Below are 15,510 nucleotides of genomic sequence, written 5' to 3'. Positions count from 1 at the left end.
GCTCACGCGAAGCCACCCTCTCCCACAAGGGAAGAGGGTTCAGTGTGCGTCCCTCACTTGAACCAGTGCACCAGTCCGATGCTGATCCCGAGCAGCAGCATCAGCGACAGCGTCACTGCCGCCGTCACGCGTCCCCCGACGTTGGCGAGCACGCGCACGTCGACGCCGAGACCGAGTGCGGCCATGGAGACGACGGTGAGGAAGCTTGTGATCTTCGTCACCGGACCGACTACGGTTGACGGAACGATCTCGAGCGAACGGAGCGTGGCGAGCGCGAGAAAGCCGAGGATGAACCAGGGCACGAGCCGGAAGAAGCCGACGCTGGTCTTCTTCGCTCCGCCCTGCCGGCGCGAAGCAACGAGCGAGAGGCCGACGACGACCGGCCCCAGCATCAACACGCGCATCAGCTTCACGAGCGTTCCGATCTGCGTGCTGACGAGGCCAGCCGGCACGGTCGCCGCGAGCACCTGCGGCACGGCGTAGACGGTCAACCCTGCGAGGATGCCATATTGCGTCGCCGTCAGTTGCAAAAGCGGGATGAGCAGCGGCAGGCCCAGCACCATCATCACGCCGAGGATCGCGGTGAAGGAGATCGAGGATGCGATCTCGTCATTGTTGGCCCCGATGATCGGCGCCACGGCGGCGATCGCCGAGTTGCCGCAGATGGAATTGCCGCAGGCGATCAGGATCGACAGCCGTGTGGACAGGCCGAGCATGCGGCTTAAGCCAAACGAGACGCAGAGCGCGACCACGACCACGGCGGCGATCGAAGCGAGCAGCGTCACGCCCGAGGCGGCGATCGCGGCAAAGCTGATGGAGGCCCCGAGCAGCATCACCGCGACTTCGAGGAGTTGCTTGGCGCTGAAGGCGACGCCGGCCTGCCAGCGCTCGGACGGCTTCCAGAAGCTGCGTACGGCCATGCCGAGCAGGATCGCCATCACCAGCGCCTCTACATAGGGATGCGCGAAGGCGTGCCGTTCGGTGGCTTCAAGGGCGGCTGAGATGCCGGCAATGCCGATGCAAAGGAGAACGCCCGGAATCAGCGCCACAATGCGGCCGGCAGTGGTCGCCGGTCTTGTGCCGGCTGAAGAGGATGCTTCGTTCTGGGCCACTCAAATCTCCCGAAGGAGAAGATTTTATGCGCGAGAGGGCGCAAGAGGGCAATATATTTTCGATTCCGGCCGGCGGAAGCAAGTAATGTCCTTAAAGGCTATTCTCCTGTGCGCGCAGGCGAGTGCGGCCCAAAGGATGGCCTTCGAGCACATTGCAGACAGAAGGGAGCGGCTGCTCGGATGGCCTAGAAGATCAGGCCCTTGGCCAGGGATGCGACGCGGCTAAAACCGTCGAAAACGCCAGGCTCGAAGAAGGCGGCGCGGGCGAGCACGATGGCCCCGACCAGCGACCAGAACAAACCGGTGCCCGTCCACAGCAGATATTTGGAGGCGCGAGACTGCGGCCGGTCGTCCCTTGCCGGGGCCAGTCGCTCGCCAAAAGGCTCGAAATTTGCGCGTTCCATCGCGAGGCCAATCCACTGAATTCTGAACGGAATGTCGTCGTTTGCGCTTCTCTCGGCAATGGAACTGATTGGCTTTTTTCGCCCCCGCGCGGGAATTTCCTTCCGCGGGAGCAGGCTACAACGATAGCTTTCTTCTTTGGCGGCGTCTGGGCCCAAGCCCCCTGCCCGGTTCGGCAGTAAAGTGCGACGATCGCATTGGTCGCCTTCGCCGGACTTGGGATCATTCATGAACATCGAACTGCCGCGCCAGCACCTCGACCTCGCCTCCGCAATCGCCGAGGGCGACATCCGCTGCCTCCTGATGGTGCTCGTTCACATGACCGGCGACGAGCGGTGGCTCGCCCAGCCCTATTTGCCGAAGCGCGACATCCGTCTCATCCCTGATCCCGAGGCCGGCGTGCCGAGGGACGCGCAGGACGAAATCCGCGCCGCTGTGGTCGGACTCTTTGCCGACGGCAATCCAACACCAGTCATCACCGATCCTGGCGAAGAGCTGCTTCTGAAGATGATGCGTGCCTGCCTTGGCGAGAATGTCGCGCCGGAATATGCGCCGCTGATGCGCGAGGAGATGGGTTTCGCGCCGCGCGAGGCGCGCTGGAGCAGACGTCCGTTCGACGCGCAATTGGCGGAGCAGCACGTGCTGATCGTCGGCGCCGGCGTCTGCGCCATCGCGCTTGGCGTGGCGCTCGGCCATCTCGGCATTCCCTACACCATCGTCGAAAAGAATGCCGAGCTCGGCGGCACCTGGTGGATCAACCGCTATCCCGGTTGCGGCGTCGACACGCCGAACCACTCCTATTCCTACTCCTTCGGCCCGCGCAACGCGTGGACCCGTTATTTCTGCCAGCGCGAGGAGTTGCTCGATTACCTCAGGAAGGTCGCCGACGAGTTCGGCCTGCGCAAGCATCTGCGGCTGAACACGCAACTGACCTCGTCGCGATGGGACGAGAGCAGGCGCCGCTGGATCTCGACGCTGAGGACAAGCAGCGGCGAAGAAACGTTCGAGTCCACGGCACTCGTCAGCGCGATAGGCCAGCTCAACGATCCCTCCCGCGCGCGGTTCAAAGGCGAGGAGGATTTCAAGGGCCGGATCCTCCATTCGGCGCTGTGGTCGAACGACATCAACGTCGACGGCAGGCATGTCGCGATCATCGGCACCGGCGCGACCGCGATGCAGCTCGTGCCGGCGATCGCACCCCGCGCTGCTTCCGTCACCGTCTACCAGCGCTCCGCGCAATGGGCGCGACCGGTGAAGGGCTATTCCGATCCAATTACACAGGGCGCGCGCTGGCTGCTCGCGCACCTGCCGTTCTATGTGCAGTGGTACCGCTTCAACATGTTCTGGCGCTATGGCGACGGCCTGTTGCCGTTCCTGCGCAAGGATCCAGCCTGGCCGCATCCGGAGCGTGCGGTCAACAAGGGCAATGACCGGCACCGCCAGGAGTTGACGGACTTCATCCTTTCCGAGCTGAAGGACCGCCCTGACCTGATCGCCAAATGCGTGCCGACCTACCCGCCTTACGGCAAGCGCATCCTGCTCGACAACGACTGGTTCAAGACGCTCACGCGCGGCAATGTCGAGCTGGTCACCGACTCGATCGATCATGTCGATCGCGATGGCATCGTGACATCCGACGGCGAGAACCGCCGGGCCGACATCATCGTGGTCGCGACCGGATTCAAGGTCACCGAGATGGCGGCCCGCCTCGACATCACCGGCCGCGACGGCAGGAATCTCCGCGACGCCTGGGCGGGCGACAATCCGACCGCGTTTCTCGGCCTCACCGTCCCGGGCTTCCCGAACTTCTTCTGCATGCTGGGCCCGAACTCCGGCCCTGCGCATGGCGGCAGCGTGATCTTCCAGTCGGAATGCCAGAGCCGCTACATCTCGGCCTGTCTCGTCGAGATGATGGAAAACAGTGTCGCCGCCATCGACGTCCGCCAGGATGTGCACGACGATTACATCCGGAAGGTCGATGCCGAGCACGAGGCGATGATCTGGACCCATCCGGGCATGACCACCTACTACCGCAATACAAGCGGCCGGGTGTTCTCAGCGATGCCGTGGCGCTTCGTGGACTACTGGCGGATGACGCACGATCCGGATCTCGGCGACTACCGCCTGACGAAGGCGTGAACCTGGCGACGCTTGGCTTCGGCCGGCGACTGCGAAGCAGGCGCGGGCCCTGCGCCATCGACTGCGCTGATCCGCGGTGCCTGAGCCTTCGATGTTTGAGGGTTCGGTGCTTGAGTCCTTGGCGTCTGGACGAGAAACGCCGGCGGCTGCGCCGGTCGTTCAGACGCTCGCACGTACGGCTCCCACTTCAGATATTTGGCGCGGCGCTTTTGCGAGATGCGATCACGCGTGACATATCCCGCCGCAAACGAGATCGCGGCGACCAGAATGAGGATGAGAACGCCAAGCATTCGGACCGTTCCGTACGAAGATTTCGGATCGTGCCTATCAATGCCAGCAACCTAACCCCGATGTGACCATTTCGAGGAAATTAAGCGACGACGTGAACTGATCCGTGATCGCATGTTTCTCGCGCGCGTAGGAACTTTTCAGCGAGATGCGAAAACTGCGCATTGTTAGGTTTGCAACTACGGAGCGACGCTGCGGAACGCACGTTGCCTAATGCGTGATCATCATGCCAGATGTAACGGCGCAGTTACGCCGCCAGGCTGCTCTCGACCGGCGAGAACGGCAGACCGAGACTCTCGGCCACCGCCTTGTTGGTGATGCGGCCGCGATAGACGTTGAGGCCGTTGCGCAAATGCGCATTCTCGAGCACGGCTGCAAAGCCCGTGCCCGCGAGCATCAGCCCGAACGGCAGCGTGGCATTGTTCAGCGCCTGGCTCGACGTCACCGGAACCGCGCCCGGCATGTTCGCGACACAGTAATGCACGACGCCGTCGACGTCGTAGGTCGGCTCGGCATGGGTCGTCGGACGCGAGGTCTCGAAACAGCCGCCCTGATCGATCGCAACGTCGACCAGCACGGCGCCTGGCCGCATCGGCTTGAGCATCGCGCGCGTAACCAATTTCGGAGCGCTCGCACCGGGTACCAGCACCGCGCCGATCACGACATCAGCGGAAAACACCTCGTCCTCGACGGACTCGATCGTGGAGAAGCGCGTGCGCACGCGCCCAAGGAACATATCATCCAACTCACGCAGGCGCGGGATGGAACGATCGATCACGGTAACCTCTGCACCAAGACCCGCCGCCATGCGTGCCGCCTGGGTTCCGACGACCCCGCCGCCGAGCACGACGACCCGCGCCGGCTGCACACCGGGCACGCCGCCGAGCAGCACGCCGCGTCCGCCTGCCGAACGCTTGAGCGCGGCGCCGGCCGCCTCGATCGCGAGGCGGCCGGCGACTTCGCTCATCGGCGCGAGCAGAGGGAGCTGGCCGCGCGCGTCAGTGACGGTCTCATAGGCAATGGCAGTGCAGCCGGAGGTGAGCAGCCCCTTGGTCTGCGCGGGGTCGGGCGCGAGATGAAGATAGGTGAAGAGGATCTGGTTCTCGCGAAGCTGCGTCCACTCGCTCTGCTGTGGCTCCTTCACCTTCACGATCATCTCGGACTTGGCAAAGATCTCGCGCGCGTTGCCCGCAATCGAGGCGCCCGCCTTGCGGTAGACTTCGTCGGAGGCGCCGATGCCCTCGCCCGCACCAGTCTCGACCCAGACCTCATGCCCGGCCGCGACATATTCGCGAACAGCGCCCGGGGTGAGCCCGACGCGATACTCCTGCACCTTGATCTCCTTGGGAACACCAACGCGCATACCGAGCTCCTTGTCTTAACGTCTTGATTCTTCTCCTCATCGTAGCGGCGGCCCCGGTTTGGTTTCGTGCAAATATCAGCTAGTTTCGGTACCCGGACGCCGGTTTCCGGCGCCGATTGTCACTTCCACGCTGGAAACGAAACCTTGGCCCTCGACCGAAAAGATCTCGCCATCCTCGCGGAACTCACCACTAATGCGCGAGCCAGTCACACCGAGCTCGCCAACAAGGTCGGCCTGTCGAGTACGGCGCTGGCGCGACGGCAGAAGGCGCTGGAGGATGACGGCTATATCCACGGCTACCAGGCCGCGCTCGATCTCGGGCAATTCGGCCTCACCACGACAGTGCTGGTGCGGATCGCGCTGGAGAGCCAGAGCGACGAGGCGCTGAAGGCCTTCGAGGCCGAGGTGGTGAAATGCCCCTCCGTCGTGCGCTGCTTCCTGATGTCGGGCACCGACGACTACATTTTGATCGTGCTCGCGCGCGACATCCAGGATTTCGAGCGCATCCACCGCACCGAGCTGTCGCGCCTGCCTCGTGTCGCCCGGGTCCAATCGAGCTTCGCCCTACGCGAAGTCGTCAACCGCGCCGTGCCGACCGTGGTCTTCGGCGAGATAAAGCGCTGATTGCGCCATTGCTCCAGTCGCGTCGTCGTACCGCGTCGCGCTCAGCGACTTCCTTCGTGTTCACCACGGATGTCACGATTGGGCTACGGGTACTCTCGTTAGAGATAAACATCTTACGTGAACTGGTTCACAGATGGACGGGTCAGACCGCGATACGCTAACTCAGGTTCTCGGCCGACGTGCGCCAGTGCGGTCAGCATGTTCGAGAATGCGTCTGACATCGACACGCACCGCTCTGTCACACGTGTTTCACAATGCCGGATCTATGAGCCTGTCTGAATGGGGTTCGATGGCATGCTGTACGGCCGTGAGCCTGCGGGTGCTTTCCAATAATCCAAGAACGACCAAGCGCTTCACTTTACGCAATTCAGAAGATTGATCGGAGAACAAACTACACGACAAACTAATTGGAGGAACCAATGGTGAAGAGAGCGATAACGCTAGGCGGCGGCGGTCCAGCAGCGGGGCTGCACATCGGGGTTCTGGAAGCTCTTGCCAACGCAGATATCAAGTTTGACGTGTGGGCTTTGTCCTGCATCGGCGCTTGGGTCGGGATCGTCTATAATCAGTTTGATGGAGTTAAAAATACAGATAGGGCGGAAAAGACCTATCAGTTCTTCAAGAACGGCGTGTTCCGAGACGACGAAGGCTACAAGCACTTTCCCATAAACACGGTGTTCGGTCCGGATTGGGAAAGTATCGGCAGGGCAATGACCAGCTTCGTCACAGATCCCAAAACCTATAAGGATTTATGGGACCCACGAGCGATGGCGAGTGCCGTCGGGGAGTCCATGTCGTTCTGGTGCGCTCAACACCCTGAAGCAGACGGCCGGAATAAGTTCGCGATGCCGGACGAAGGCGACATAAACAGATGGATCCTCAATCAGGTGCTGGCACCCAATCCTTTCGTTCGCTACGCTACGTCCATGATGTATCTGTCCCATGTCACCGGCCTCTCCAGGATCAACTATCCAAAAAGCCAGTTCATGAAGAGCATAAATTTCGAGGAGCTGAACAAGCCCGAAAAGCCCCTGATATTTCATAACGCTTGGAATCTTGACGATCACAGGCTTGCGTTGTTTTCCAACCGTCCGATGACCCAGCAGGACAAGGACAAGGAGTACAGGGTTCCGATCAGCGCGTCGAGCTTGTGTGCATGTTCAGCCCTTCCCTTCATCGAGGAAACGGTGAAGATCGATGGCGCTACTTACTGCGAGGGAGCGCTGGTCGACACGGTCAACTTTGAGAGTTTGATCCAGGAGCACCGCAAGCAAGGCGAGGAGCTGGACGAAATATGGGTGAGCCGAATCGTCGATTCGAAGCAAGTCCGCAAACCGAAAGACCTTCACGATGCCCTGGCAAATCTCTGCCAATTGTTCGCGGCGACCGTTGGCGAAGATGACGTCAGGCTCTTCAAATACCACGTGCGGTTCGACGGAAAAAAGGAGGATCGGTGGCAAGGCACCATCGTGGAGATTCACGTACCGGGGCACATCAGTTTCAAATGGAATCACAGCAACCTGGACGCTGGGCGCAAGTTGGGGAAAGCCGCTGCGGAACAAGCGATCGACGCATACAAGGTACATCAAAACGGTACGCCGCCTCCCGGGCCGCACTTCATAAACGAGAATCCGGCGAAGGACCACAAGGATGGGTGGCAAGGGGTGCAAAATACCTATCGAGAATGTCAACAGCAATTGGATGCATGACGCCAGATAGAGCGGCTTTGCGACCGACGTGCTGAGCAAGGCCACCACACCCGTAGTCCAAGCAGAATTACCGCAGCCGGTCGAGCAACATCTTTGCTTGCCTTAGATCCTGCGTTTCAAGTCCCTCGCTGAACCCGGTGTAGATGGGGGCGAGCAGGTCAAGCGCCTCCTCGCGCCTGCCCTGATCGATCCACAAGGCGGCAAGGTCTACTGCAACTCGAATTTCGAGGGCCTTGGCGTGTTGGCTTCTTGCAATCGTCAAACCATGATCGAGGATCGATTGCGCCTCGGCGCCGGCCTGCGGAACGCCATGGAGGAGCAACGCGCGCGCCTTCAGTCGGTAGAGCTCGGCCTCAAATATCCGTTCGCTGTTGCGGCTGGTTGTAGCGAGGCCCTGTTCGATCAGCTCCAGCGTAGCTTCGTATTGATGGCTCGACAACAGGGCCGGACTCAGGAGCACGTATAGTGCAGTGATGCCGAGCTGATAGCCCGCGCTGCGATATTCGTTCATCGCAGTCCGGATTTCCGCGAGCGCAGCGGACGACGGATCAAGAAAGCTGGCACTTATCCCCCGGACGGCGCGCGCCAATCCTCGCCATTGCCGGAATCCGTGCTCCTCTGACAAGGCGAGACAGCGTTCGGCATAGCGGTGCGTGGCGAGGAACTCGCCCCGCAGAGCGTGGAGAATGGACGCATAGTAACATGCATAGGCCTGCGAATGCGGATGACTGGTGTCGTCGGCACGCTGAATGGCGGCATTGAGACGTGCGACTGCGGTATCGGCGCGGCCCAGCAGCCAGAGCGCCCATGACATCAGGGCAAGGTCGGCCACGCCCGCGTCCTGGCCGGCGGCACGCGCCGCCAATCTGTCCTGCTCGCTGCTCGCCTCGAATGCTTCGTAGGCCCGTTCGATCACGTCGTGGGCGCCCGTGAGATGTCCCATGAAAAGGCGAATCATCCCCTGCCCGCGCATCGCGTTGAGCAACGTTGGTCGATCGCCGCGGGCCTCCGCGAGATCGAGCAGTGCCGAGATCATTTCCTCGGCGACCGGCAACTCACCACGAATGACGCTCGCAGTGGTCAACCAAAACATGATTTGTAGTTGCTCGGGGGGATCTCCGAGGCGCTGGCACAGTTCGCGCGCGCGAGCGAAGGTCGCCACCGCATGTGGCGAGGCCGGCCCCTCGGTAGCGATCAGGCACGGTCCCAGCGCGAATTGGAAATCGAGCTCCCGTCTGTCCCTCTGTGCGCTGTCGGCCAAATGGGTCGAGACCTCGATGCCTTTCCGCAAGTGTGCGATGGCTTCGAGGTTGGCGGAGCGCATGGCCGCCTTCTTGCCCGCCTGAAGCCAATACCCTCCTGCCTTTTCGAACAGTCCCGCCTCCGTAAGGTGGAGTGCGAGAGTCTCGGGTTGTGTCTCCACAATTTCCGGGAACCGTTCTTCGAAGACGTCTGCGATGGTGGCATGCAGCGCTGCGCGTCGGCTCTTCAGAAGCCCCGCTTCCGCCGCGTCCCGCACGAGCGCATGCTTGAAGGTATAGACCGCACGAGGTATCTCGCCCCGGCAGAATATCAATTCCGCCCGAACCAACGTGGCAAGCGCCTCCTCAAGCCTTTGTCTTGGCAGCCCGGCAACAGCGCTCAGCAGTTCGTAAGAGAACTCGCGTCCTACGACTGCGCCGATCTGAGCCACGTCCTTCACTGGGGCCAATCGGTCGAGTCTGGCCATCAGCGATGCGTTCAATGTCGTTGGAATCGCCATCGAGGGTAGCGGACGGCTGAGCATGTAGTGGTCGTCCCGCTCCTGCAACAGCCCGGTTTCGAGCACGGCCTTCGTCAGTTCCTCGACGAACAGTGGCACACCGTCGGTACGGGCGAGGATCTGGTCCATGACCTCCTCCGGGAGCGTCTTGCCGGCAGTGATGCGCTCGACCAATGCCGCCCCGTTGCGCCGATTCAGTCGTGTGAGCGAAACCGTCGTCACGTGCGCATGACCAGGCCATGGCGGCGTAAACTCTGGTCTCGCGGTGATGAGCAGCAGCACTCGAAGTCGCGGCACTCTCTCCAGTGTAACCGTAAGCAGCTCCAGCGAGGTCGGGTCCGCCCAATGGGCATCCTCGAAGATGAGGAACACTGGCTGCCGCGCCGCCAATGCCTCGAGCTGAGCCAAGAACGCCGCCAGCGTCATTTCCTTGCGTTTCTGCGGACTCAGTTCGGGCAGACGATAGCGGTCACTGATCGGCAGCGACAGAAGGTTGGCCAGAGCCGGCACCACGCGGTCTACGTCAGCGCCAGACCGCAAGAGCAGAGCTTCAAGCTTGGCGAACTTTTCCGTCGGGGTCTCGCCTCGCTCGAATCGGGTGGCACGCTCGAGGTTGGCGATTAGTGGATACAGCGCACTGTTGGTGTGGTGCGCCGAGCAGAAATGGCGCACCGTGATGTGTGGTTCGGCCCGGAGTCGCTCTTGAAGCGCCAGCGCGATGTGCGACTTACCAATACCTGGCTCTCCAGTTAGAACCACCACGCAGCCTTCGCCTGACGCGGCATGCTGCCAGCGCCGCAACAGCATCTCGATCTCCTCGTTACGCCCAATGAGCGGTGTCAATCGAGTCTTGCGTTGCGCCTCGAAACGGCTTTCCACACCGCTTATCCCGAGCACCTGCCAGGCCGGTATCGGCTCCGCCCAACCCTTGAGCGCGATAGAGCCGAGATCGCCGTATTCGAAGTATCCGGCGGTGAGCTGGTGCGTACTCTCGGAAATCAGCACCATACCGGGCTCGGCGAACTGCTGCAGGCGAGCAGCCAGGTTCGGTGTTTCACCAATGACCGCCTGCTCCTTGGCGGAGCCTTCGCCGGTCAGATCGCCCACGACTACCATGCCGGTGGCGATCCCAACGCGGACCTGTAGCTTGGCGCCGAAATCTATCCGGAGGTTGGCTACGGCATCGACCAGCGCCAACCCCGCGCGTGTCGCCTGCTCGGCATCGTCCTCGTGCGCCTGGGGGTAGCCGAAATAGGCAAGCACGCCATCCCCCATGTACCGCGCGATGATGCCCTCATTCCGCGCGACGATCTCCGCGATGCAGTCGTGATAGGCGCCGATTACCGAGCGTAAGTCCTCTGGATCCAGTCGGGCAGCAAGCGCCGACGAGTCCACCAGATCGCAAAACATGACCGTGAGTTGGCGCCGCTCGGCGCTGTCCCGCGGCGCTGGTTTGGCGCTCCTTTGGGCCGATACAAGGACTTCACCCTTAAGTTCTGCAATCGCGCGCAGAATCTTTCGCCGGTGACCAAGCAGGACGCCGAGGTCCTTGAGGTCCTGCTCTGTGAGATCGCTGACGACCGAGAGGTCGATGGCGTGCTCGGCGAAACGCTGGGCGTACTCTCCCAAACCAATCGATGCTAGCCACTCTGCAATACCGGTCATGGCATACCTACGGCCTGTGCGATACGATGCTAATGCGCCAGCAGGACAGGCAAATCCGCGTGCTCCATGACATGGCTGGTGGCACCGCCGAATATCATTTGCCGCAACCTGTTGCGGGTGAAGGCTCCCTTTATCAGGAGATCGCAGCCCTGAGCTCTGGCCGCATCGAGGACCGCCTCGCCGGTGTTGCGATCTCCCAGTTCAACGCTCACCAGTTTGGCGGGAATGTCATTGTACTGCAATTGGCGAACTATCTGGTCCGCGGATGGGCCTGCCACGTCCTGTCCGCCAATCACCCTCAGCAACGTAACCCTTTCGGCCAAACGAAGCAGCGGCATCGCAAATGCGTTTGCACGAGCCTGTTCGGTACTCCCGTTCCAGTGGATCACGATGTTTGTCGCAATGCTTCTCGGCACGTCTGGTGGTGCCAGCAGGACAGGCCTGCCACTCTCGAACAGCGCAGACTCAATGACGCGGCGGTGAGGGCCGGCGGCATCCACGTCGGACCGCGGCATTACGATGATGTCGAAAGCACGTCCATAACTTCCGACAAAATCCTCACCTTCAGGTGCATTATCGAACCAGTCGAAGCATGGCCGGTTCGAGCTTGCGGTCGCCTTCGGAACCTCGTGCTTCAACATGAACGCCTCGAATGAACGACGCAGTTCGGCGATCTCCTCCTCACTCCTCTCATGGTACGAATCCAAGGAGAGCCCGGTAGCCAACTCTGCGACGACATATTGAGGTATGCTGAACCGGAGCGGAAAACCTTCGACATAGGCGCCAGTCCGTTGCGCCAGTCGTACCGCGACCTCGAGCGCGGATGTCATCATCGCCATGTTGTAGGTCGGTACTAGAATCGTTTTCATTCTCAACCCCCATGCTGGACACAAATCTCAGATGCGGCGCTGCTCATCTCCCAATGCAGTGACTTCCGAATGCTAGCTGTTGCCGAGGCAGACCGTTGGTGAGGCGCCAGCCATCCAGCACCCGGCGGCTTCTCGACCTCCATTTGGCGCCGCCTCACTTTATGATAGTATTGCCTGACGCGCCATTCGATGTCAGGCTGGCAAATAACGTCGTCTCTCCAACGGCGATCGCCACCTGCGTCCTTTCATCGTTCACTGGCAATCAAGAACGCACCGGGTGGCATCGCGACGGTCTTCTGCATCGTCGCGGAGTCTCAGTTTGACCACTACAAGAAGCGGTTGGCTGCTCGCTGCTCCGCTCTGAGAAGAGGCGCGAAAGCAACCATTGCTGATCGTCCAGTTGGGCCGGACGCAATCATTGTGATCGCTCCTGGCCCCTCGGGCAAATCACCGCGTCGGCTGCGAAGACGCTCCAAAGGACGCCCCGTGCCGCCAACCTCATGTCCGCTGGAAAGCCACGCGTCGCCTGCCCCTACAAACAGAGACGTCGGCAGCGGCGTCCCATCAGGGACGACGCTGTCATCGAACTGTCATCGAATATGCCGAGAGCTGTTGGCTTCGCTATTCGGGACCCACCATGGACTATTTCAAGCGCTTCAACTTCCTGTTCGCCGCCCCGGTGTTCGATGCCGACGACCTCGAGGGCATCCGCTTCAACCAGATCATCGAGGAGATCCAGCGCTCCGGCTTCGAGGTCGTGAGGGCCCGCAAGCTCGAGGATGCCGAGATCGCCGTGCAGACAGACGCCGCCATCGGCTGCATGGTGGTCGACTGGGGCAAGAAGGGGCTGGAGGGCAAGACCGCCGCCCTGATCAACCTGATGCGTCGCCGCGGTCTCGACTTCCCGATCATCCTCCTGATCCGCCGCAAGCGCTTCGAGGACCTGCCGGTCGAGGTGCTCGACTTTATCGACGGCTACGTCTTCCTGTCCGAGGAGACCCCGCCCTTCATCGCCAAGAACCTGATCAGCCGGCTCAAGCAATATGCGGAGACGCTGAAGACGCCGTTCTTCGGCGCGCTGGTCGACTATGCCGAGGAAGGCAACCAGCTCTGGACCTGCCCCGGCCACAATGGCGGCATGTTCTATAGCCGCAGCCCGATCGGCCGTGTCTTCGTCGAGCATCTCGGCGAGTCCGTATTTCGCGACGACCTCGACAATTCCGTGCTCGATCTCGGCGATCTCCTCACCCACGAAGGACCGGCGCTGAAAGCGCAGAAGGAAGCCGCCCAAATCTTCGGTGCGGAAAAGACCTATTTCGTGCTCAACGGCACCTCGACCTCCAACAAGGTTGCACTCGGCGCACTCGTCACCGACGGTGACCTCGTGCTGTTCGATCGGAACAACCACAAGGCTGCCCATCACGGCGCGCTGATGATCAATGGCGGCATCCCTGTCTACGTGCCGACCATCCGCAATGCCTGGGGCCTGATCGGCCCGATGCGCTGGGAGGAACTCGACGAGAAGGCCTTGCGCGAGGCGATCCGCAATCATCCGCTGGTCAGCGATCGCGACGCCTGGCGCAGGGAACGGCCGTTCCGCGTCGCCGTCGTCGAACAATGCACCTATGACGGCACGATCCACAGCGCCGAGATGATCTTGAAGCGCATCGGCCACCTCTGCGACTACATCCTGTTCGACGAGGCCTGGGCCGGCTTCATGAAGTTTCATCCGCTCTATGCCGGGCGTTTTGCCATGGGTCTGTCGGGCCTCACGCCAGACGCACCCGGCATCATCGCGACGCAGTCGACCCACAAGCAGCTCGCGAGCTTCTCGCAGGCGTCCCAGATCCACATCAGGGACCGCCATATCCGCGGCCAGAAGCGGCGCGTCGAGCACCGCCGCTTCAACGAAAGCTTTATGCAGCACGCCTCGACTTCGCCGTTCTATCCGCTGTTCGCCTCCCTCGACGTCGGCGCGCAGATGATGAAGGGCCGCTCGGGCGAGGTGCTGTGGGACGACACGATCCGCCTCGGCATCGAACTGCGCAAGAAGATCCGCGCCATGCGCCGCGAGTTCGAGGAGAAAGAACAGAACGTCGAGCGGCGCTGGTTCTTCGAGCCGTTCGTCCCCGATCGCGTTGCCATTCCGGATGTGAGCCGGCCGGGCGCCGCGCATAACGTCGCCTGGGAGACGCTCTCGACCGACGAGCTTGCCACCAATCCCGCGCTTTGGCAGCTCGGTCCCGACAGCACCTGGCATGGCTTCCCCGGCATGACCGAGGGCTTTGCCATGACCGACCCGAACAAGCTGACGCTGCTGACGCCAGGGTTCGATCGCGCCACCGGCACCTATGCCGAACACGGCATCCCCGCCCCCGTCGTCGCGCAATACTTGCGCGAGAATCGCATCGTTGCCGAGAAGAACGACCTCAACTCCCTGCTCTTCCTGCTGACGCCGGGCGTCGAGGCTAGCAAGGCTGGCACGCTGATCTCGGGGCTCGTCGCGTTCAAGAAGCTGCACGACGACAATACGCTGCTCGCGGACGCCATCCCCGAATTCTATCAACGACGGCAGGCGCGCTATGCCGGCGTGCGGCTGCGCGACCTCTGTGCGGAGATGCACCGCTTCTTCCGCAAGGCCGACGTCAGTGCGCTCCAGGCGCGTCAGTTCCTGCCTGAGCACCTCCCGGAGATCGCGCTGTCGCCGCGCGACGCCGCGCGCTGCCTGATCCGCAACGATGTCGACTATCTGCCGATCGAGGCCATCGCCGGCCGCATCGCGACGACGCCTTTCGTGGTCTATCCTCCCGGTATCGCCACCATCGTGCCCGGCGAGCGGCTCACGGAACGCGCGAAACCCATGATCGATTATCTCAAGATGTTCGAAACCTGCTTCAACACGTTTCCAGGCTTCGACGTCGAAATCCAGGGTGTCTACAAGGAGGTCGACGCCGCCGGCCGTATCGGGCTCTATACCTACGTGGTGGCCGAGTAGCATGAACGAAACCAGTGCAATGCGCACGAACGATGAGCCGGTCCTGGTCCGGCCCTCGCGCGACAGCGACGTCGAGGCGATGCGGGCGATCTACCGCCATCACGTCCGCCACGGCGTGGCGAAGGACGTCGAGGGCACCGGCGCGCCCGAGCCCGACGATCTGCGCGACCGGCGCAAGAATCTGCGGCAGACGCGCCTCCCCCACCTGGTCGCGACCTGGCGCGGCGAGGTGATCGGCTATGCCTATGCCGTGCTGTTTCGCAAGCGCCCGGCCTATCGCTACACCGCCAAGCACTCGATCTACGTCCATCACGACCATCTCGGCCGCGGTGTCGGACGCCTGCTGCTTCAGGAGTTGGTCGACGCTTGCGCCGCGGCCGGCTTCCGCCAGATGATCGGCTATATCGACGCCGACAATGCGCCTTCACTGGCGCTGCACGAAAAATTCGGCTTTGCCCGGGTCGGGTTGTTGTGCGGGGTCGCCTACCGCCATCGCCGCTGGTCCGATACCGTCATGGTGCAGCGATCGCTCGGCGCCGGCGCGACTGCGGCGCCGCCTGCGTCCATCCTCAGCCGCTGAAC

10 protein-coding genes are annotated in these 15,510 nt (G+C 62.0%); 5 read left to right on the top strand and 5 right to left on the bottom strand.

The window, feature by feature from the left end; translation table 11 throughout:
- Window positions 1-53: 53 nt before the first annotated feature.
- Together Q2941_RS00395 and Q2941_RS00390 are read right to left on the bottom strand one after the other, a co-directional pair.
- On the bottom strand, window positions 54-1,112 hold the full coding sequence (locus Q2941_RS00395) for a YeiH family protein (protein WP_027521194.1): 1,059 nt from the start codon (window positions 1,110-1,112) through the stop codon (window positions 54-56).
- 185 nt (window positions 1,113-1,297) lie between these two features.
- Window positions 1,298-1,744: a hypothetical protein gene (locus Q2941_RS00390; RefSeq protein ID WP_254113241.1), complete on the bottom strand. Its 447-nt coding sequence runs from the start codon at window positions 1,742-1,744 to the stop codon at window positions 1,298-1,300.
- Between Q2941_RS00390 and Q2941_RS00385 the strand changes: the two genes are divergently transcribed.
- A complete protein-coding gene (locus tag Q2941_RS00385) occupies window positions 1,743-3,653 on the top strand; it encodes a flavin-containing monooxygenase (protein WP_458191202.1) in 1,911 nt (636 codons plus the stop codon). The two genes, Q2941_RS00390 and Q2941_RS00385, sit on opposite strands and share 2 nt — an antisense overlap.
- 535 nt (window positions 3,654-4,188) lie before the next feature.
- Here Q2941_RS00385 and ald read toward each other — a convergent pair.
- Window positions 4,189-5,304, bottom strand: coding sequence for an alanine dehydrogenase (ald, locus tag Q2941_RS00380; RefSeq protein WP_458191200.1), 1,116 nt, complete (start codon window positions 5,302-5,304; stop codon window positions 4,189-4,191).
- Window positions 5,305-5,448: 144 nt separating this feature from the next.
- On the opposite strand from ald, the gene Q2941_RS00375 reads away from it, so the two are divergent.
- On the top strand, window positions 5,449-5,928 hold the full coding sequence (locus Q2941_RS00375) for an Lrp/AsnC family transcriptional regulator (protein WP_027521198.1): 480 nt from the start codon (window positions 5,449-5,451) through the stop codon (window positions 5,926-5,928).
- A 419-nt stretch (window positions 5,929-6,347) separates the two neighbouring features.
- Window positions 6,348-7,637: a patatin-like phospholipase family protein gene (locus Q2941_RS00370; RefSeq protein WP_035661138.1), complete on the top strand. Its 1,290-nt coding sequence runs from the start codon at window positions 6,348-6,350 to the stop codon at window positions 7,635-7,637.
- Window positions 7,638-7,704: 67 nt separating this feature from the next.
- On the opposite strand, the gene Q2941_RS00365 is transcribed toward Q2941_RS00370, so the two are convergent.
- Window positions 7,705-11,064, bottom strand: a complete 3,360-nt coding sequence (locus Q2941_RS00365) for an AAA family ATPase (RefSeq protein WP_458191197.1) — start codon at window positions 11,062-11,064, stop codon at window positions 7,705-7,707.
- Window positions 11,065-11,093: 29 nt separating this feature from the next.
- Complete coding sequence (locus Q2941_RS00360; RefSeq protein WP_027521201.1) at window positions 11,094-11,933, bottom strand: universal stress protein; 840 nt, start codon at window positions 11,931-11,933, stop codon at window positions 11,094-11,096.
- A gap of 637 nt (window positions 11,934-12,570) precedes the next feature.
- Between Q2941_RS00360 and Q2941_RS00355 the strand changes: the two genes are divergently transcribed.
- Both Q2941_RS00355 and Q2941_RS00350 read left to right on the top strand, forming a co-directional pair.
- Window positions 12,571-14,928 (top strand): Orn/Lys/Arg family decarboxylase, encoded by a 2,358-nt coding sequence (locus tag Q2941_RS00355; RefSeq protein WP_027521202.1) that lies wholly within the window; start codon window positions 12,571-12,573, stop codon window positions 14,926-14,928.
- Window position 14,929: 1 nt separating this feature from the next.
- Window positions 14,930-15,508 (top strand): GNAT family N-acetyltransferase, encoded by a 579-nt coding sequence (locus Q2941_RS00350; RefSeq protein WP_458191195.1) that lies wholly within the window; start codon window positions 14,930-14,932, stop codon window positions 15,506-15,508.
- Window positions 15,509-15,510 lie beyond the last annotated feature (2 nt).

Source organism: Bradyrhizobium sp. UFLA05-153 (genome assembly GCF_054185185.1).
Note: the sequence above shows the minus strand (reverse complement) of the source record. Positions and strands in the feature narration are given on the sequence as shown.